Here is an 18,466-nt window from a genome sequence, read left to right on the forward strand (position 1 = left end):
GCGCAGGAATCTGATAGCCGCCGCCGGCCCGCGCAGCCAGACTGCGCCCATGAACCGCAACCTCGCCATTGGCCTGCTGGCCGCGCTGGCCGCCGCCCTGATCGGCAGCGGCTGGCAAATCGCCTCACGCCACGGCGTCACCACCACCCTGGGGCCGCTGGAACTGGCCGTTCTGCGTTACGGCATTCCGGCGCTGGTGCTGTTGCCGTTGTTGCTGCGCACCGGGCTGTTTCCCCAGGGGCTGCCGCGCGGCCAGCTGGTCCTGCTGGTGCTGGGCGGCGGCCTGCCGTTCGGGCTGCTGGTGCTGGCGGGCGCGCAATGGGCGCCGGCCGCGCACATGGGGGTGTTCATGGCCGGCAGCGTGCCGCTGTTCACCGCGCTGGGTGTGCGGCTGGTCCATGGCGAGCGTTTCAGCGGCCAGCGCGTGGCCGGCCTGGTACTGATCGTCGCGGCCATGATGGTGTTCGCCGCGTCCACGCTGACGGGCGTTTCATCCGCAGCCGGAAGCTGGCGCGGCGATTTGCTGTTTATCCTGGCTGCACTGCTGTGGGCTGTGTACACGCTGGTGTTCCGCGGCAGCGGCCTCACGCCCTGGCAGGGTGCGGCAGTGATCAACACCTGGTCCCTGCTGCTGCTGTTGCCGGTGCTGCTGGTGGTCGGCGCACCGCGCCTGTTGACAGCGCCATGGATCGACGTGGCCTGGCAGGCCTTGGGACAGGGTTTGGTTGCCGGTCTGCTGGGGCTGGTGACCTACATGATTGCCATCGCGCGGCTGGGCGCGGCGCACGCCTCGCTGTCCGCCGCGCTGGTGCCCATCAGCACCGCTCTCGGCGCGGCCTGGCTGCTGGGTGAGCCGCTGGGCGCCGGGACTCTGGCCGCCAGTGTGCTGGTGGCTTGTGGTGTGGCGTTGGCCAGTGGTGCGCTGGGTCGGCGTGTCTGAGCTACCTTCTCCCGGGCGGTCATTACAATTTCCCTTTGTGGGGTTTGTGGTTCCATTTTCCATTTAATTGTGCGGGGTAAACAATAGATGTCTGAAAACCGAATCCCGACAAGCACTTACGCTGCCGGGTTTCCCGGATTAATCCACAGCCGCCAAGTTACACCGCAGGTTTTGCGGTCTACATTACGTTAGCCATCATGGAAGAGCATTCACGCGATAAGCCTCTCATGCTGATTCGTACTTATGCGTACGTTTTGGCAGCGCTTATCGGAGGTATTGGCGCGATCGGCGTGGGTCTCGGGGCCGAGTTTTGGCACATTGCAGTTGGTACGCCGCTACTAGTGGTCGCAGCTGTTCTTCTGCGAGTCGCGAACAATGCTGGCTAACATTTCGGTCAAGTGCGGATTGCCTTCGGCATCCGCTTATCTCAAACATTAGACCTCCCAAAACACCCGTGCCAGTCCACGTAGCCTTCCTCCGAGCCATCAACGTCACCGGGCGCTTCATCAAGATGTCTGCGCTGGCGGAGCACTTCCGTACGCTCGGCCATGACGACGCGAAGACGTACATCAACTCCGGAAATGTCATCTTCACGGCCCGTTCACGTTCTTCCCAGAAGTTGGCCACCGCTGTTGAAGTGGGTCTCGCTCCTCTTCTGGGTTTCACGTCCGAGGTGTTCATCAGAACCGCGGCCGAGGTTGAGGCTGTTGCTGCAAGAGCGCTGCATTTGCGCGAGCAGGTTCCACAATCAGGCGAGGTCAATGTTGCCTTTCTGCGTGAGCCACTCACTCCAGCTCAATCCGGCGAACTGGCCTTGCTGCGAAGCTCGCTGGACGACTTTGTCCACGAAGGGGCTCAGGTCTACTGGTTATGCCAGGGCAGGCAAATGGAGAGCAAGTTCTCCAATGCTGTTCTCGAGCGCCGGCTGCGTCTCCGAACCACGTTTCGCAGAGTCAGCATGCTGCAAGGCCTTGCCGCCGAGCTGCGCAGGTGAGGTCTGACCCCTCGCAGAGTGGAAACGGGCCTCATGTTTTCGACTGAATTCATCCGTTAGCCCTTATCCGGCGGGCGTAACCAGCTATTAAAAACGTAGCACTGCGGCACGTTCCAGTCACACCATCGCGGTGCCTTTGACCTTCCACAAGGCCGGGCAGGCCCGCGCAGGCGAAAATTCAGGCTTTGAACTGCCCATGCTCGGACTTCTGCCTTCCTTTCTTCGTGGCGTGATTGCGCTGTGTCTGCTGGTCGTCAACACGCTGTTCTGGTGCACGCTGCTGTTCGCCGCGTCGCTGGTCAAGCTGGTGCTGCCTTTCAAGGCGGTGCGTGTGCGCATCGACCCGCTGCTCAACGCGATTGCCACCGCCTGGATCGCCTGCAACAGCGGCTGGATGCGGCTGACCCAGCGTACCGTGTGGGACGTGGCCGGCGTTGACGCCCTGCGTTACGAAGGCTGGTACCTGGTCAATGCCAACCACCAGTCCTGGGTGGACATTTTTGTGCTGCAGCATGTGCTGAACCGGCGCATTCCCATGCTGAAGTTTTTCCTCAAGCAGCAGCTGATCTGGGTGCCGGTCATCGGCCTGGCCTGGTGGGCGCTGGACTTTCCCTTCATGAAGCGCCACACCAAGGCCGACCTGCGCAAACACCCCGAGCGCCGCCTGCAGGACCGCGAGGCCACCAAACGTGCCTGCGAGAAGTTTGCGCTGGTGCCGACCAGCGTGATGAACTTCGCCGAGGGCACCCGTTTCACGCCCGCCAAACATGCGTCGCAAGCCTCGCCCTACCGGCACCTGCTCAAGCCCAAGGCCGGCGCGCTGGCGCTGGCCGTCAACGCCATGGGCGAAAAATTCCACTCGCTGATTGACGTGACCATCGTCTACCCCGCGGGTGCGCCGTCCTTCTGGCAGTTTCTCTGCGGCCAGGCGCCGCGCATCATCGTGCGCGCGCAGCAACTGCCGATTCCCCCCGAGTTCAGCGAGGGTGACTACGCCGCCGATCCGGCGTTTCGCATGTCTTTCCAGCAGTGGCTCGGCGACCTGTGGGAGCACAAGGACCAGCAGATCGACACGCTGCTCCAGCAGGGCTGAGATTTTCGGGCTGCGCTTCAGGTTGCAAGGAAAAACGGTATCCAGCTCTTGTCTGGCGGGCGCCGGCAGCTATCAATTCAGGAGTATCTGACGCGCGGCGCGGAAACTCCGTGAACCCCGACAGGCCCTGGCGACAGGCCGTTCGCTCAGGCCGGCGCCGGGCCAGCCGGATGCGCCTCGGTCAGCACGCGCTGCAGGATCTGCAGCACTTCGGCGTTCGTGGTCTGGGCTTTGACCAGCACGGCAGCGAACCGGGCGGCCTTGGCACGGTTCAGTTCCGTGGCGGAGAACACCACCACCGGCGGCGGCTTGTCCAGCGCCTCGATGTCTGCCATCACCTCCCAGCCCGACGCACCACGCAAGGCCAGGTCCAGCAGCACCAGGTCGAAGTGCCGCTCCCGCAGCCGCGCACGCGCTTCCTCGGGCGAGGCGGCAAACTCGAAGACGGCAAAGTCCTGGGCGATGGCGGCCGTGATGCGCTGCATGTCGAAGTCGTCCTCGACATGCAGGATGCGCGGCTTGCCTTTGGCCATGCGGTCGATGGCGAGGCGAAGTGCGAGGATCAGCTGGTTCTCGTTGATCGGTTTGTCCAGCCAGTTCGAGACGTTCAGCGGCAGGCTGTTGCACTCGATCTGGCCTTCCGCGGCCGCGGCCGACACCACGACGATGGGCAGGTCGCGCGTGTGCGCTTGCCCGCGCAAGGTGCGGATCAGCGTGACCCCGCTCTGATCGGGCAGACCCAGGTCCACCGTCATCGCTGCGTAGCTGTTTTTCTCCAGAAAGGCCAGTGCCATGGCGGCGGTGTAGGCCCGGTCCACGTCAAAACCGCCTTTTTCGAGCATCAGGCCGATCAGGTGGGCAATGTCGCGGTCGTCTTCGCACACGAGAATGCGCGGACGGGTGCTGGCCGGCGTGCCGGCGGCAAGCGTTGCCACGGGCTGGTCGTCGGGTTGCGCCCATGGCGCCTGCGGCAGCTCAAAGAAAAAGGTGGTGCCCGTTCCCGCTTCACTCTCGAAACCCATGCTGCCGCCCAGGCGTTCGATGATCGCCCTCGAAATATTCAGGCCCAGCCCGGTACCGCTGTTCTGGCGCGTGTCGGACGAGTCGGCCTGCGAGAACTTCTGGAAGATACGCTTGCGAAACTCGTCGGGAATGCCGGGGCCGTGGTCGCGCACCTCGACCCGCACGCCCGTGCCGGCGCGCGATACATGCACTTCCACCGTCTCGTCGGGCGGCGAAAACTTCATCGCGTTGGACAGCAGGTTGGTCACGACCTGGGTCAGGCGGTCGCTGTCCGCGTGCACCTGCAAGGTCTCGTCGGGGCAAACCAGGCGCAGGCGCACGTTTTTTGCGGCGCCAAAACCTTCGTTGGCCGCGAGCGCCTGCTCCAGCAGGGGTTTGAGCGCCAGCACCTGCAGGTCGAGCTGCATCTTGCCGGACTCGATTTTCTCGATGTCCAGGATGTCGTTGATCAGCCGTATCAGGCGTTCGCAGTTGTTCTTGGCAATCTCCACCAGCGACTTGACGGCGTCGGGCAGCTGCCCGGCCACGCCGCCGGCGATCAGGCCCAGCGAGCCGCGAATGGAGGTCAGCGGTGTGCGCAATTCATGGCTCACGGTGGAGACGAATTCGCTCTTGATGCGGTCCAGGCGCTTGAGTTCGGTGATGTCGGTTGCCAGCGAATAAAAGCCGATGACCCGGCCCTCGTCCTTGCCTTCGCCATAACGCGGGAAGTAGTTGACGACATAGTCACGCGGGTCGCCGCGAAGGTTGTTCCGGATGCGTTCGTACACCACCGGGTAACCCGCCATGACCTGTTCAACCTGGGGGATCGTGGCTTGATAGATCTTCTCGCCCAGGACTTCGCGCAGGTGTTTCCCGTCGATCTGCTCCGAGGTCAGTCCCAGCGCCTCTTCATAGGCCCGGTTGTGAAAGCGGAAGCGCCCATCCGCATCGACGTAGGAAAGCAGGGCCGGCAAGGTGTCGGTGATGTCGCGCAACTGCGTTTCGCTGTTGCGCAGCTGGGCGTTGGCATCCAGCGCGGCTTTTTCGGAGAGAACCAGTTTGCGCACCAGCGGCGCGACCAGAACATTGAGCAGCAGCATGCCAATGATTGCCAGCGCTGCCAGCAGGGGCAGGATGAACTTGAGCTGCGCGTAGATCGGCGCGTACAGCTCCTTCTGGTCGATTTTGAGCACCATCCCGAAAGCGAAAGGCGCAATCGGCGCGTAGGCCGCCACCACCTGTTCGCGCCGGTAGTCCCGGGCAACGATGATGCCGGTGTTGCCGAGCAGGGCGTGGTTCATGGGCAGGGCCTGGCCCTCGACGACGCGCGCAACGCGCTTGAACGACGTACCGGACACGCGCCCCAGAAAACAGTTCATGTCCTTGCCGCCGTCGTCCAGCGGTGCGCAGACCGCGAACTCGGCACTCTGGCCTATGGTGGCCATATCGCCAAAGACCCGGGTCAACAAGGGCAGGGCGGTCTCCGTCTTGACCTCGCCCACGCGAAGGCCCTGGGGGTCGAGAATGTCCAAGTGCGTCTGGACAATGAATTGGCCGTTCCACAGCAGGAATGCGCGGTCCTTCTGGCTCAGCAGGACCTGTTGCTCGCCACTGGGCGAAAAACTGCCGGCGCGGGTCACTTCACGGCCCCGCGCGTCATGAAAGGACAAACCGTTGAAACCGGTGGGCAGAAACGAGGTGGCCGCCTGCTGCATCGCCAGCGTTGCCGCGGCATCGTCCGGCTTGGCCCCGAACGTTTTCAGGGTCTGCATCAGAAAAGGACGCGTTGCCACGGTGCGCGCATCGGTCAGGGCCTGGTTGATCTGGCTTTCAAACAGGCGGGCGTTGCTTTGCAGCGCTGCCTGCAGGCCGCGGCTGAGAACAGACTCCGTCTGTCGCTCCATGACGACGTACACGGCGATGCCCGCTGCCAGGGTGGTCACCAGAAAGATGATCCCGCCGATCAGGCTGATCCAGCGGTCTTGACGCATTGAAAACAAGGGGTTCTCTCTCCGTGTCGGGGCCTTGATTATCCGCCCTGGCGCAGCCCCTGCAGACGCAAACTCATGTCAGTAATACCGCCGTTTTCGCATGTCGGGGCGTATTCCACAAGCCACGGGGGTCGCGCGGCGCCGGCATGGTGGCCACGGGCGGGCGGCCCGCGTCGGCGGCTTTGTTTCGATTTGCTATTTTTATGATAGCTGTTGGCGCTTGTCTGACAAGGGCTGCAGGCTATTTTTGTCGAATGCCGGCCAGGCCGCCTCAATGCAGGCGGTCCGCCAGCTGCGCCAGACCGGCGCGGCGGTGCACGCCGAGTTTGTCGAACAGACGCTGCAGGTAGGTGCGCACGCTGGGCAGGGCGATCGCGAGTTCGCGTGCAATTTCCTTGTCGGTCAGGCCGCGGCAGACGCAGCGCGCCACCTCCATTTCGCGCCGGCTCAAGCTTGCTGCCGGCAGGCCGGCCAGGTTGGGCGCCGGCAGCGAGCGGCGCGCGCGCCGCAGTGCGGCCACGAAGGCCGGCTCCAGCATGTCCAGCAGTTGCTGGTCGTGGTGGTTGAACTCGCGGCCCTTGCGCCCGCGCCAGATGCGCAGGTCGCCCAGCGCCTCGTCGCCGTCGAAGGCATGCAGGTTGATGCCCCAGTGCAGGCCGTCGCGCGCCAGGAAGTCGTTGAAGAACTCGGTTTTCAGGAACTCATTGCGCGGCATCACCTCGCTGACCAGGGTGGCGTGGCGGCGCGACTGCAGCGCGAAGGTGATGGGGTCGCGGTACTGGTACCAGGCCTCGTAACGCTGCAGGTTGGCCGGGTCCATGTTGATGGCCACGGGGTGGGCGAAGCAACCGGAGGGCTCGCTCCAGATGTAGGAGGCGAAGTATTCCGCACGGAACAGCGCCAGCGTGGCCTGACCCATGCGCTCGCGGATTTCGCGCTCATTGAGGTCCTCGGCCAGCAGCGAAAAGCAGGTGGCCAGTGCGCGTTGCTCGGTGCTGGACAGAAACATGGCGGGCCTCTATGAAGGTGCAGAAGGGGACGGGATGCTGCGGCAAGCCTAGCGCCAACGCCGGCGCCGGTCAATCCGCCGTGTCATCGAATTCGATGACAGACAGCCGGGGCGGCAGCCGCCATGATCGCGCTGCAAGCACTGAACCCGTTGAACCCACTGGAGTGACCATGGCCCGTCTTTCCCTTCCACATACCTGCAGCACGCTAGTGGCTGCCGCCGCGCTTTCAGCCTGCAGCGGCCCTGGCGGCCTGCGCGGCGCGCCCGACATCGACAGCCTCACCGCCACCGAAGCCGCGGTCCGCATTTGCAGCGGCACGCTGAGCAGCGAGGCGCTGGTGCAGGCCTACCTGCTGCGGGCCAAGTCCCGGCCCGAGCTGAACGCCTTCGTCACGCTGGACGAAACCGGCGCCCTGCAGGCTGCGCGCGCGGCCGACCAGCGCCGCGCAGGCGGCGGCGCCTGCCTGCCGCTGCAGGGCGTGCCTATCGTCGTCAAGGACAACATCCAGGCGCGCGGCCTGCCCGCCACGGCCGGCACACCGGCGCTGAAAAACTTTGTGCCCACCGCCGACGCACCCGTGCTGCAGAAGCTGCGCGACGCGGGCGCCATCGTGCTCGGCAAGACCAACCTGCATGAGCTGGCCTTTGGCATCTCGGGCTACAACCCGGCCTTCAACACCGGCCCCCAGCCCGGTGTGCGCAACGCTTACGACGTGACAAAGATGGCCGGCGGCTCGTCGGCCGGCAGCGCGGCCGCGCTGGGCGCGCGCATGGCACCCGCCGGGCTGGGCACCGACACCGGCGGCTCGCTGCGCGTGCCCTGCGCACTGAATGGCTGTGCCTCGCTGCGGCCCAGCATGGGGCGCTACCCGCAAGCCGGCATCGCGCCGATTTCGCATACGCGCGACACGGCCGGCCCGATGGCCGTGGCCATGGCCGACGTGGAGCTGCTGGACCGCGTGGTCACCGGTGCGCCCGCGCTGCTGCCTGCAGACCTCAAAGCTGTTCGCCTCGGCGTGGTGCCCGGCTTCCTGGCGAATCTGGACAGCGACACACGCGGCGCCTGGGAAACATCGCTGGCCCGGCTGAAAGCGGCTGGTGTCACCGTGGTCGATGTCGCCATGCCGCAACTGGCCGAGCTCAATGGCAAGGTGGGCTTTCCCGTGGCGTTGTACGAAGCCTACGACGACATGGTGGCCTACCTGGCCAGGTACAACACCGGCGTCAGCATCCGCCAGATGGCAGCAAGCATCGCCAGCCCGGACGTGAAAGGCACTTACGACGCGCTGGTGATTCCGCGCAAGCTGCCCGGGCCGAACGGCCTGGTTGATGCCGCGCCCATTTACCAGGCCGCGATGACGGTGCACCGGCCCGCGCTGGTCAAGCTGTACGCCGACACCTTTGCCGGCCAGCGGCTCGACGCGCTGGTGTTCCCCACCGTGCCGCGCACCGCGCTGCCCGCCACGCCCGAGGCCAGCAGCCTGGAGAACTTCGGCCTGTTCATCCAGAACACCGACCCCGGCAGCAACGCCGGCATTCCCGGCATTCAGCTGCCCATGGGCCTGGGCGCCAGCAGCCGCATGCCGACAGGGCTGGAGCTTGACGGGCCGGCCGGCAGCGACAGACGGCTGATTGCGATTGGCCTGGCGCTTGAAAAGGTGTTGGGGCGCCTGCCGGCGGCGCGCTAAGCATTCGCCGTGAGCCTGGCCTGTCGAGGGGTTGCCACAGGTCAGGCTGTCGAGATTGCTACTGTTTTAATAGCTGCCGGCGCCCATTGGTAAAAGGCTGGAAGCCTTTTTGATTTGAAGTTTTCAGTCAAGGCGCTTCCAGCCAGCCTGCACCCTCAGCCAGGGCGGCACTTGCAAGCGCGTGAGCGTCCGGCCCGCGGCTGGTCCTCGTTATGATCTTGCCCGGGGCGCCTCCTGCAGGCTGCCCCCGCCGACTGTCACGCACCGGGCCGCACCCTGCTGCTGCCGCGTGACTTCCTTTTTTTTGACGACCCAGCCCTTTCTGCGTGGAGGGCTGGAGACGTTTTTTTGCCAGCCATCCCTGACGAACTCACCATGAACATCACGGTCAACCCGGAACTGCTTGCCTACATCGACCCGCTGACAGCCGACGAACGCGAGGCCCTTGAACGCAGCCTGCTGGCCGAAGGTTGCCGCGATGCGCTGGTGTTGTGGGGCGACGTGCTGGTGGACGGGCACAACCGCCACAGCATCTGTACCCAACACGGCATCCCTTTTCATACCGTGCAGAACAGCCATTTCAAATCCATCGACGACGTGCACCTGTGGATGATTGACCAGCACCTGGGGCGGCGCAGCGTGTCCGACTTCCAGCGCGGCGTGCTGGCCCTGCGCAAAAAAGACATCCTGGCGGCACGCGCGCAAACGCCGGCGGAGGCGCCTTCCGAGTCCGGCCAGGCGACAGAGGCCCCGACCCCGGCGCCCGTACCCCTGCTGACGCGCGACGCGGTGGCGAAAGCCGCGCGCATCAGCAGCAACACCATCAGCCAGATCGAGAAAATCCAGAAGTCGGCCGCCCCCGAACTGATGGCAGCGGTGAAGTCCGGTGCCATTTCCATCAACGCCGCGGCCACCGTGGCCTCACTGCCGGTCGAAGCGCAGGTGGCTGCCGCCGCCGGCGGCCGCAAGGAGCTGCAGCAAGCGGCCCGCCAGGTGCGCGAAACCCGCGCCGTGGCGCGCACCGAACCCGAGTCGCCCGAGGGGGTGATTGCGCGGCTCAGGCAGACCATCAGCGAACTGATGGCGGAAAACGCTGCGCTCAAGGCGCAGCTGGCTGGGCAAGGGCGCTGAGTTGGCAGCACCGTTGCGTGCGCCTCTCAACGGTTTTGATGAGTCCTACAGGCTTCCGGCCCTTATATAACGGGCGCAAGAAGCTATCAAATAGTGAGCATTCGGGCATCACCAGCAACTCCGCCTGCGTGCCACTTTGAGCAGTTTTGACGCGATTAGTAGTTAGTGGAGCAGGGCGTGGGCGCGGCGGTGGGGCCTGCTGCTGCGTTGGGCGGGCAGCGAACGGCTGACTGTGCGACCCTTGTCGGATGTCTGGGCCAAGCGGTTGGTGGCGTCGTGTGCGCCGGTGGATCTCGCGGAGTCGCAGCCGGCTGGGCGGTTGTTTGAGTTTTTGAAGGCGACCGCCAGCAGCGAGAAATAGCCTGTCAAAGTCATGTTCGAATTGGGTGGCTCAAGAGCAACACTTGGTCGAGCGTGCCCAATCATTTTTCCGATTTATCCCTAAATGCTATTTGCATTTTTACGCCGCGAAGCGAAATCCTGAATGGCGGGGGTCGGATCACTTCCATGCTCAGGAGATTTTTGGCCTTCTTAAATCTCACAGCGAAGCAATAAAAAAAGCTGTTCGACGGAAGCGCAATGTCTCCCAGATCGGCAGCGATGCAAATATTGTCCGACGCGTGCGTGATCTCGAAATCTCCCAACTCGAGCTGCTGAACTACAGTCCCTCGATCAACGGCATTCGTTTCGGGCGCGTCATAAGCGACTACTGAAGGGGTTGCGACCTCTTGCGTGACCCGCCGAACTTCCGCGGTCATCCAAACCTGTTCAACATCGGCGTCCCCAAACGAAACCTCCGAGATACGGCAGGTCAAATGAAATTTTCGAAATTCCGGCACAACTTCCTGATCGAAGCGGTCACTCGCCTCCTGAATTACTTTAAATAGCAATCCAGATTTTTCCAGTTGCTCCAGGATCAAATCATCTGGCGGAGGAGTCGCACCGCCCGCCAGGCCTAAGCGTATTGAAATCTCTCGATACTCGAAGTACGTGAGTGCTATATCCGCGGCCTCACCCCAAGACATTATTTCCTCGGCGGTCAACGATTGGAAGTCGCGGAGAATAATGCCAAACGCCTTGGCCTTAGCCCTTGCGTTTTTTGTAAACCCAGAGTTTGAAACTGCAATCACCGCATCGGCGTTCAAACTGACACGTCGGCCGATCAGCTCTTCAATCCACTTGACATCCTGCACGGCTTGGTGAATTCGACATTCCACTAGAGTAAGTTTTCCACCGCGACGAATCGAAACATCAATTTGCCGCTGCTGGCTTGGCGTGTCGGGATCAGGAATGCGATCATTCCATATGACCTCCGAGTTCGGCTGCTCGATAAGATCGTGAATTCGTTGGATTCTCTTTTCGAAATTGTCTGATGCGGTTGTCATACCCTCGTTCTCCCTCACATCAGCATACCTTGAATCATCTATAGCAGCGACGAATGTCCTAGCTTGTGACGACGGTAAACGGCGCGCTTAACCACTGATTCATGCACCTCGAAAACTGTTGCGAGTGCCGCAAGTGTGTAGTATCCCGAAGTCCACAGTTCGTGCAACGCCGATTCATCGATCTTCGACAACACAGGTGGGCGACCGCAGTGAATTCCCCGGCTCATCGCTATAGCTTGGCCTGCCATGGACCGTTCACAGATATCACTTGATTAAGATGCTGATCATGTTCCTCCAACTTTCTCCCCCTTCCGCCTAACTCGACTGCACTCGGCCTCCCGCCGGGTCGCGCATGCGGCCGCGCTTGTTCTATTCGGTGAACAACAGCGCGCGGCCATGAGTTGACGCGCCTGCCTGCCTTTCTCTTTCCTGGCTGCATACAGTCTTGCAGCAGGCGCACGGATGGAGATCTTTTTTCATGAATTCCCGAACATCGGCCGCTTTGGCCTGGGGTGGCGTCCTGCTTGCGGGCGTCTTGTGGGGTGTAGGCGCGCTGGTTGCCCAGTCGGTGATGGAGGGCGGCAGCATGTCGCCGTTCAGTCTTTCTTTGGCGCGGTTTGCATTGGGTTTGCCGCTCTTGTGGTGGTGGCATTGGCGGCAGGTGGCCGCCTCACCGGCCGCCGGTCAATGGCGGCATTTGCCGTGGCGGGAGAGGGCGCTGATTGTTGTCACCGGCCTGGCCATGGCGATGAACGTGACCTGCTGGTTCATGGGCGTCGCCTACATCGGCGCGGCCTTGCCGACGGTGATTTCGATCTGCTGCGCGCCGGTGATCGTGGCGCTGCTGTCGGTGTTGCGCGGGTATGAACGCGCCAGCGGACGGCTGCTGGCGGCGCTGGTGCTCGCGCTGATCGGCGTGGGGTTGATCGTCATGCCCGCCGAAGCGATCACACTGCCGAAAGACTATGCGGCGGGCCTGGCCTGGTCGTTTGCGTCAGCCGGTTTGTACTCGCTGGTGGTGCTGGGCAATGCGCGCATGCCGGCGCATGTGCCGGCCGTCAGCGCCTCCGCCTGGGGCATGACGGTGGCGGCGCTGCTGATGCTTGTGCTGGCTGGCGCGCAGGGCATGACGTGGCCGCGTGACGGCACGGCCTGGTTGCAGGTGGCATACACCGGTGTGGCCACCACGTCAGTCGCCTACCTGGCGTTTGCGTGGGGGGCGCGTCGGCTGTCACCCACTGCCGCCGTCGTGGGCACCTTGATTGAACCGCTGGTGGCGGCGCTGGCGGCCGCCTGGCTGTTTGCCGAGCCGCTGACAGCGCAGCAAGGTTTGGGCGGCTTGTTACTTGGCGCGGCGATGGTGCTGCTGGCGCGGCGCAGGGCAGCAGGCTTCTAGTCCCAGAACGGCTTGGCCTGCAGTGCCAACAGGTCGCAGGCCTGCTGGCACGCCTGCACATGTACCTCGCGCCGCGCGCTGAGCCAGCCGGCACCGAACAGGGCGCGTGGGTCGTGGCCTGACAGGCCTTGCCAGACCTGCAGCGCCGCCACTTCGTCGTGGTAAATGCCCAGCGCGTCCTGCAGCGGCTTGAGGGCCGCCAGGTAGGCGGCGGCCTTGCGTCTGGCAAACAGGGGTTGTGCAAATTCGGCGAGGTAACGCAGGCGCTTGAGGCGCTTGCGCAGCGCGTGTTGCTCGGCCTCAGGCAGGGCCGTGAATTGGCGGCCCTGCACCAGCACCTGCTTGTGCAGTTTGGCCAGGCGCTTGCGCAGGAATTTTTTTGGCGATGTGTCGTCGGGCGCAGACGCGCCCTCGCCGGGGGCGGCGTGAACAAAACCGATCAGGCCCAGCAGTGCCTGCTGGAAAGCCGGCGCGCGTACCGACTCGGCGGTGCTGGGCAGGGTGCCCAGTGTTTCCTGCCAGTCGAGCGGCGGCCCGCCTGCGGCTTCGATCTGACCCTGCAGCTTGCCGAGCAGGTAGTCGCGGTCGCGGTGCTGGCCCAGTTCGCGGAAAACGCTGGTCAGCGCCGCCTTCCAGGCCTCGCCCTGATCGCCCCAGCCGCCTGCGAGGGCCTCGAGTTCCTGCAGTGCGGTTCGCAGCCGGCGCAGACCGACGCGCAGCTGGTGAATGTTCTCTTCCGCGATGCAGCCGGCGGCCACGTCGCTGGCATTGGCCAGCACCTGGTTCAGGCAGGCGGCCACCACCGCGGCGGCCACCTCGCGGCCCGAGGCGTGGCGGGGAAAGCGCGGCGCTTCGGCGGCCACGGCCGCGCCGAAGTCCTGGCCCAGCGCCAGGCGCTGGCCTTTCAGGGACTTGCTCACGCTGCTGAGCCACAGGCCATGCCTGAGGCACCAGGTGGTGGCCAGGGCCACGGCGCCGGCGGCTTGGCCCTGCTTGAGTTCGAGCTCCAGCTCGCGCACGGGCAGCGTCCTGTCGCCGGCGGAAATGTGGCCCTGGTCCAGCGCCACTTCGACCAGCGCGCCGCGCGCCCGCACCAGCCGCGTGAGGCGAACCATGTCGGTGGCGTAGACAAGGGTGAGATCGGGCGCCGCCGCGTCGGGCTGGCGCTTCAGGGCTTGGCGCAGGCGCTCGCCGACCGGTGTGCCGTCGTGGCGCGTCAGGTCGGGCAGGGGTGCGGTCTGGCTACCCAGCACGACGTTGTGCTCCAGCCGCTCCAGCGGCCGGCTGCCGGGGGCCTTGGCCGTCTGTACCCAGTGCCGGCCTTCCTTGCGCAGGCGCAGCACCACGCCTTGCGCCGCCAGTGCGCGGTCGGCCGTGTCGAAGTAGCGTGCCCGCAGGCGCTGGGTGCGTGTCATGCCGCGGCGCAACGCCGCTTCCACCGAAGCGAGCCGGGCGGGCGGGATTTCAAGCTTGAGTTCGAACTCGGTCATGGTGTGGCCTGCGACAGGGTGGCGCCCCCATCCTACGCGCACGGGCGGCGTTGTGCCGGTTTATGAGGTCAAATCGGCCTCCAGCCCTTATTGGGCGGGCGCCAGCAGCTATGAATCTGGTAGCGCGTGTGCGCTGCTTCGCCAGGCGGCCTGCGCTCTCCTTGACCTGCAGTTGCCGCGTGCGTACATTGCCTTGCAATCAATCAGGGAAGGAGGGGCCATGTCAGAAGGTTTTGTTTCCAAGCTGCTGAATCCGAAGGATCGCCTGGGCGTGATGCGCCTGCATGCGATCTTGACGGGTGACCTGGGCCGCCAGGGTGAAAAGCCGGGGCGCACGGACTACAGCAAGGAGCTGCTTTCGCCCAAGACCAAGTCTGGTTTCGACTACCTGCATGTGGCCAAGGCCGACAGGGTGAGCTACTTCGATGTACGGCCCGAGGCGCTTCCGGCACCGCACCTCAAGCTGCACATCGAACCGCAGTCTGTGTCCGCCCAGTTCCTGTCGCACAAAAAGGCCAAGGTGTTGCGGCCGATGTTTTACTTGCCCTATGAGCAGAACGGCACCGCGCGGATGACGCTGTCCGAGCCCGACGGCTATAACGGTGACGAAGTGCGTTTTTTTGCCACCGCCACCATCGACGGCTGCTCGGTTTACATCGAAGGCCCGTCCAATGCGCCCAAGGTGACACACATCAACGCAGCGGCCATTTCACCCACCACGCGCGTGGACCCCTGGGACCAGAAGCAGCTGAAGATCCAGGCCAAGATAGCGGACATGGATGCGCGCTTCGTCCAGGTGCAACGCCGCACGGGGCATGTGCTTGAGCGGCCGCACTACATGGTGGAGGAAAAGCGCGAACTCAAGGCGCTCAAGAAACGTTTTGCCCAGACCAAAGGCATCCCGTACCAACAGATAGGCATGTATGACCCGTTTGGCGCGGTGCTTGGCTTTCAGGACGGCGGCCACTGGACTTTTTATGTGCAAAAAAGCGCCAAGTTCGACTGGCGCCGCCGCCCTGAGGATCCCCCGCGGCTGATGCAGAGCAGCCTGTGGGTGCACGAGGTGCTGGAGATCTGGCCGAACGGGCCCAATCACTACCGGCAAGTCTGAAGCCACCACCGGCCGATGTATGGCGCGCCATGGAGCGCAAGCTCCAGCCCTCGCCAGCCGGTCGCTACCAGCTATTCATTCGATAGCGTGTGTAGCGGGATGTCTTTCTCCGCAGCCAGTTTGTCCAGTTGTGCACGGGTTTGCGTGCGCATGAAAGCGGCGATTGCCTCGTGCGTGGCGGGTGCAAACATGGCGCGGATGTCCGCGGCTTCCACGCCCGCGGCTGCGCACAGGGCGGCGGCGAAGTGCGGCTCCAGCGCGGCCACCGCCACACGGCCGTCCCGGCAGGGGTAGATGCGGTAGCCGGCATGCGCGCCACCGACCGAGCCGCTGGGCTGCGTCAGGCCCCATTGGCGCGGCAGCGCCAGGTAGGCCGCGGCATCGGACAGGGCCACTTCGAAAAAGGCCCCGCGTGGATGCGGGTCACCGGTGCCTGCATAGGGCTCCTGCCTCCGCAAGGCGGCCTGCAGCACGGCTTCGCTGGCCATCAGCGAGCCGCTCATGTCGGCGTACAGCGTGGCGGGCAGCTCCAGCCCGGGTACCAGGCCGTTGTCGGCCAGGTAGGTCAGGTCGTGGCCGGGCTCTTCAGCGCGTGCGCCGGGGGCACCGACGATGGCGACATGCGACAGCGCGGGGTACAGCGTGTGGATTTTTTTCCAGCCCAGGCCCAGCTTGTCAATCGCTGAAGGACGGAAGGAGGTGAGCAGCACATCGGTTTTTTCAAGTTCGCGGTGCAGTGCCTTCTGGCCGGCTTCGGTTTTCAGGTCGGCCGCCAGCACCTTCACGCCTTCATGCAGCTGCGCGTAGGCCGGCTTGTTGTAGAGACCCATGGGATCGCCCGAGGGCGGCTCGAGCTTGATGCAGGTCGCGCCCATCTGCCGGCAACGCATCAGCGCGGCCGGGCCGGGCAGGTTGAGGGCCAGGCTCAGGATGCGGATGCCCTGCAGGGCCTGGAGGGGCGGGTTTTTTTTGGCGGGGGCAGAGGAGGTCATCGTGGTGGCGGATGGTCTGGAGGGCAGGAAGGTAGAAGGCGGCCAGAGGCAATTGACCTTACCAGACTTTGCGCCTGCGGCGGAGGCTGCCGGTACCCCCCCCCGGATGCCAGTCAGTCCTGTTTCTTTTTTGTAAAAATTAATGTTTTACAATAAATAATTATTGTTTTACAGATATTTGAAGCCATAATGGGCGCCTCAAGACACAGGAGGCTCCCATGAAAAACGCATTCGCCGCAAGCACCCTGACACGCCCTGACGTGCAACGCCTGAACAGTGCCTTTGCCTGGGTTTGCGCCCTGTTGGCTGTGGCCTTGCCGCTGGCGGTGCTCTATCAGCTGGTGACCACGCCGACCGAGGGTTTGTTGCTCCGATCGGGCGTCAGCCTGTCGACGCTGCAGGTGGCCATGCTGGACGTGGCGTTGTGGCAACGCGTGCTGGCCGTGGTACTGGGCATGGTGCCGGTGTGTTGCGCATCCTACGGTCTGGTCTGCGCCATGCGCTGTTTTTCGGGCTTCTCCCAGAGCGAGTATTTCAGCCTGCGCAACGTGCGTTATCTGCGCGGTTTCGCCGCGGGCATTTTTGCCTCGGTGGTGGCGGGCTTTTTTGTTTCCATGGCCATCAGCGTGGTGTTGACCCTGGGCGCACCGGCCGGTCAGCGCGCACTGTCCATGGGCCTGGGCAGCAACGAGCTGATGACGCTGCTGTTTGCCGGCATGGTGTGGCAGATCTCTGCGGTCATGGCCAAGGCCGTGGCCCTCGCTGAAGAAAACGCGCAGTTCGTCTGAAGGTTTCCCTTGGGCATCGTCGTCAAACTCGACGTGATGCTGTCGCAGCGCAAGGCCAGGTCCAAAGACCTGGCCGCCTACGTCGGCATCACCGAAGCCAACCTGTCGCTGCTCAAGCAGGGCAAGGTCAAGGGCGTTCGTTTCGACACGCTGCAGAAGATCTGCGAGTTTCTGGATTGCCAGCCCGGCGATCTGCTGATTTATGAGGCGGATGGCGGCTGACGGAGGCCGTCACACCACTCTCAGTTTCCGAAATCGAGCGGCAGGCCAACGTAGTTTTCAGCGACCGAGCGCGCGCCGGTTTCCGAGTGAACGATGTAGTCCAGCTCGGCGTCCTGAAGCTTCTGGCCGATGGGGCCGTTTTCGGGGAAGTGGTGCATCAGGCTGGTGAACCACCATGAGAAACGCTCGGCCCGCCAGATGCGCTTGAGGCAGCGCTCGGAATAGGTGTCGATGCCGGCTTCGGTTTTGTCGGCGTAGAACTCGATCAGCGCACTGGAGAGGTATTTCACGTCGGTGGCGGCCAGGTTCAGGCCCTTGGCGCCGGTGGGCGGCACGATGTGGGCGGCGTCCCCTGCCAGGAACATGCTGCCAAAACGCATGGGCTCGGCAACAAAACTGCGCAGCGGGGCGATGCTTTTCTCGATCGAGGGGCCGGTGACGAGTTTCTCACGGCCGTTTTTGTCCAGCCGCAGGCGCAGCTCGTTCCAGAAGGCGTCGTCCGACCAGGCTTCGACCTTGTCGGTCAGCGGCACCTGCAGGTAGTAGCGGCTGCGCGTGGCGCTGCGCTGCGAGCACAGCGCAAAGCCGCGCGTGCTGTTGACGTAAATGAGTTCATGGTGCACCGGCGGGGTGTCGGAAAGCACGCCCAGCCAGCCGAAGGGATAGACCTTTTCGTACTCGGCCACCGCGCCTTCGGGCACGCTGGCGCGGCACACGCCGTGAAAGCCGTCGCAGCCGGCGATGAAGTCGCATTCGATCTCATGCGTCTGGCCGTCTTTTTCGTAAGTCACCCGGGGCTTCTTCGTGTCGAAGTCGTGCACGGCCACGTTGCCGGCTTCGTAAATGGTGGGCAGGCCCGCCGCCTGGCGCGCATCCATCAGGTCGCGGGTGACTTCGGTCTGGCCGTAAACCATGACATTTTTGCCGCCGGTCAGGCCGTTCATGTCAATGCGGTGGCGCTCGCCCTTGAACAGCATGTCAAAGCCGCCGTGCACCAGGCCTTCCTGGTGCATGCGCTGGCCGACGCCGGCTTCGTCGAGCAGGTCAATGCAGACCTGCTCCAGCACGCCGGCGCGGATGCGGCCCAGCACGTAGTCGCCGCTCTGGCGTTCAACAATAACCGCGGCTATGCCGGCCTTGTGCAGCAACTGGCCGAGCAGCAGGCCGGAGGGGCCTGCACCGATGATGGCAACCTGGGTACGCATGTCTGTCTCCGTTTCGTTTTGACTGA

At 64.0% G+C, this 18,466-nt stretch carries 15 protein-coding genes; 9 read left to right on the forward strand and 6 right to left on the reverse strand.

Annotated features, from left to right (window positions below; all coding sequences use genetic code 11):
* Positions 1 to 49 precede the first annotated feature (49 nt).
* From B7X65_RS14565 to B7X65_RS14575, 3 genes are all read left to right on the forward strand, one after another.
* Complete coding sequence (locus B7X65_RS14565; protein WP_293595018.1) at positions 50 to 940, forward strand: DMT family transporter; 891 nt, start codon at positions 50 to 52, stop codon at positions 938 to 940.
* A 454-nt stretch (positions 941 to 1,394) separates the two neighbouring features.
* The gene (locus B7X65_RS14570; RefSeq protein ID WP_293595019.1) at positions 1,395 to 1,934 is read left to right on the forward strand and encodes a DUF1697 domain-containing protein; all 540 of its coding nucleotides are present in this window, start codon (positions 1,395 to 1,397) and stop codon (positions 1,932 to 1,934) included.
* Between the two features lie 196 nt (positions 1,935 to 2,130).
* Complete coding sequence (locus tag B7X65_RS14575; RefSeq protein WP_293595020.1) at positions 2,131 to 3,027, forward strand: acyltransferase; 897 nt, start codon at positions 2,131 to 2,133, stop codon at positions 3,025 to 3,027.
* A gap of 146 nt (positions 3,028 to 3,173) precedes the next feature.
* On the opposite strand, the gene B7X65_RS14580 is transcribed toward B7X65_RS14575, so the two are convergent.
* Complete coding sequence (locus tag B7X65_RS14580; protein ID WP_293595130.1) at positions 3,174 to 6,023, reverse strand: ATP-binding protein; 2,850 nt, start codon at positions 6,021 to 6,023, stop codon at positions 3,174 to 3,176.
* 271 nt (positions 6,024 to 6,294) lie between these two features.
* Positions 6,295 to 7,032 carry a LuxR C-terminal-related transcriptional regulator gene (locus tag B7X65_RS14585; RefSeq protein WP_293595021.1) on the reverse strand — a complete coding sequence of 246 codons (738 nt, stop codon included), beginning with the start codon at positions 7,030 to 7,032 and terminating at the stop codon, positions 6,295 to 6,297.
* Between the two features lie 170 nt (positions 7,033 to 7,202).
* Here B7X65_RS14585 and iaaH point away from each other — a divergent pair, with 170 nt between their 5' ends.
* The gene (gene iaaH, locus B7X65_RS14590) at positions 7,203 to 8,720 is read left to right on the forward strand and encodes an indoleacetamide hydrolase (protein WP_293595022.1); all 1,518 of its coding nucleotides are present in this window, start codon (positions 7,203 to 7,205) and stop codon (positions 8,718 to 8,720) included.
* 375 nt (positions 8,721 to 9,095) lie between these two features.
* Positions 9,096 to 9,851 carry a hypothetical protein gene (locus B7X65_RS14595; RefSeq protein WP_293595131.1) on the forward strand — a complete coding sequence of 252 codons (756 nt, stop codon included), beginning with the start codon at positions 9,096 to 9,098 and terminating at the stop codon, positions 9,849 to 9,851.
* Between the two features lie 422 nt (positions 9,852 to 10,273).
* Here B7X65_RS14595 and B7X65_RS14600 read toward each other — a convergent pair whose 3' ends face one another.
* Positions 10,274 to 11,236 (reverse strand): restriction endonuclease, encoded by a 963-nt coding sequence (locus tag B7X65_RS14600; RefSeq protein ID WP_293595023.1) that lies wholly within the window; start codon positions 11,234 to 11,236, stop codon positions 10,274 to 10,276.
* 478 nt (positions 11,237 to 11,714) lie between these two features.
* Here B7X65_RS14600 and B7X65_RS14605 point away from each other — a divergent pair, with 478 nt between their 5' ends.
* On the forward strand, positions 11,715 to 12,632 hold the full coding sequence (locus tag B7X65_RS14605; RefSeq protein ID WP_293595024.1) for a DMT family transporter: 918 nt from the start codon (positions 11,715 to 11,717) through the stop codon (positions 12,630 to 12,632).
* Here the strand turns inward: B7X65_RS14605 and B7X65_RS14610 are convergent.
* On the reverse strand, positions 12,629 to 14,122 hold the full coding sequence (locus B7X65_RS14610) for a CYTH and CHAD domain-containing protein (RefSeq protein WP_293595025.1): 1,494 nt from the start codon (positions 14,120 to 14,122) through the stop codon (positions 12,629 to 12,631). The genes B7X65_RS14605 and B7X65_RS14610 overlap by 4 nt on opposite strands.
* A gap of 220 nt (positions 14,123 to 14,342) precedes the next feature.
* Here B7X65_RS14610 and B7X65_RS14615 point away from each other — a divergent pair, with 220 nt between their 5' ends.
* Positions 14,343 to 15,233: a hypothetical protein gene (locus B7X65_RS14615; RefSeq protein WP_293595026.1), complete on the forward strand. Its 891-nt coding sequence runs from the start codon at positions 14,343 to 14,345 to the stop codon at positions 15,231 to 15,233.
* A gap of 71 nt (positions 15,234 to 15,304) precedes the next feature.
* Here B7X65_RS14615 and B7X65_RS14620 read toward each other — a convergent pair whose 3' ends face one another.
* Positions 15,305 to 16,225, reverse strand: coding sequence for a CoA transferase (locus B7X65_RS14620; RefSeq protein WP_293595027.1), 921 nt, complete (start codon positions 16,223 to 16,225; stop codon positions 15,305 to 15,307).
* Between the two features lie 218 nt (positions 16,226 to 16,443).
* Here B7X65_RS14620 and B7X65_RS14625 point away from each other — a divergent pair, with 218 nt between their 5' ends.
* The gene (locus B7X65_RS14625; RefSeq protein WP_293595028.1) at positions 16,444 to 17,013 is read left to right on the forward strand and encodes a DUF2975 domain-containing protein; all 570 of its coding nucleotides are present in this window, start codon (positions 16,444 to 16,446) and stop codon (positions 17,011 to 17,013) included.
* A 9-nt stretch (positions 17,014 to 17,022) separates the two neighbouring features.
* Positions 17,023 to 17,235 (forward strand): helix-turn-helix transcriptional regulator, encoded by a 213-nt coding sequence (locus tag B7X65_RS14630; RefSeq protein WP_293595029.1) that lies wholly within the window; start codon positions 17,023 to 17,025, stop codon positions 17,233 to 17,235.
* 20 nt (positions 17,236 to 17,255) lie between these two features.
* On the opposite strand, the gene pobA is transcribed toward B7X65_RS14630, so the two are convergent.
* Positions 17,256 to 18,440, reverse strand: coding sequence for a 4-hydroxybenzoate 3-monooxygenase (pobA, locus tag B7X65_RS14635; RefSeq protein ID WP_293595030.1), 1,185 nt, complete (start codon positions 18,438 to 18,440; stop codon positions 17,256 to 17,258).
* Positions 18,441 to 18,466: the final 26 nt, after the last annotated feature.

The organism is Polaromonas sp. 39-63-25, from assembly GCF_002278925.1.
In the GTDB taxonomy this organism is placed as follows: Bacteria; Pseudomonadota; Gammaproteobacteria; order Burkholderiales; family Burkholderiaceae_C; genus Polaromonas.

Bases quoted from the DNA above. Each gene is read 5' to 3' on its own strand.
- B7X65_RS14565 (WP_293595018.1), top strand. From the start codon at position 50: ATGAACCGCAACCTCGCCATTGGCCTGCTGGCCGCGCTGGCCGCCGCC.
- B7X65_RS14625 (WP_293595028.1), top strand. From the start codon at position 16,444: ATGAAAAACGCATTCGCCGCAAGCACCCTGACACGCCCTGACGTGCAA.
- B7X65_RS14620 (WP_293595027.1), bottom strand. From the start codon at position 16,225: ATGACCTCCTCTGCCCCCGCCAAAAAAAACCCGCCCCTCCAGGCCCTG.
- B7X65_RS14595 (WP_293595131.1), top strand. From the start codon at position 9,096: ATGAACATCACGGTCAACCCGGAACTGCTTGCCTACATCGACCCGCTG.
- B7X65_RS14575 (WP_293595020.1), top strand. From the start codon at position 2,131: ATGCTCGGACTTCTGCCTTCCTTTCTTCGTGGCGTGATTGCGCTGTGT.
- B7X65_RS14600 (WP_293595023.1), bottom strand. From the start codon at position 11,236: ATGACAACCGCATCAGACAATTTCGAAAAGAGAATCCAACGAATTCAC.
- B7X65_RS14605 (WP_293595024.1), top strand. From the start codon at position 11,715: ATGAATTCCCGAACATCGGCCGCTTTGGCCTGGGGTGGCGTCCTGCTT.
- B7X65_RS14585 (WP_293595021.1), bottom strand. From the start codon at position 7,032: ATGTTTCTGTCCAGCACCGAGCAACGCGCACTGGCCACCTGCTTTTCG.
- iaaH (WP_293595022.1), top strand. From the start codon at position 7,203: ATGGCCCGTCTTTCCCTTCCACATACCTGCAGCACGCTAGTGGCTGCC.
- B7X65_RS14615 (WP_293595026.1), top strand. From the start codon at position 14,343: ATGTCAGAAGGTTTTGTTTCCAAGCTGCTGAATCCGAAGGATCGCCTG.
- B7X65_RS14610 (WP_293595025.1), bottom strand. From the start codon at position 14,122: ATGACCGAGTTCGAACTCAAGCTTGAAATCCCGCCCGCCCGGCTCGCT.
- B7X65_RS14580 (WP_293595130.1), bottom strand. From the start codon at position 6,023: ATGCGTCAAGACCGCTGGATCAGCCTGATCGGCGGGATCATCTTTCTG.
- pobA (WP_293595030.1), bottom strand. From the start codon at position 18,440: ATGCGTACCCAGGTTGCCATCATCGGTGCAGGCCCCTCCGGCCTGCTG.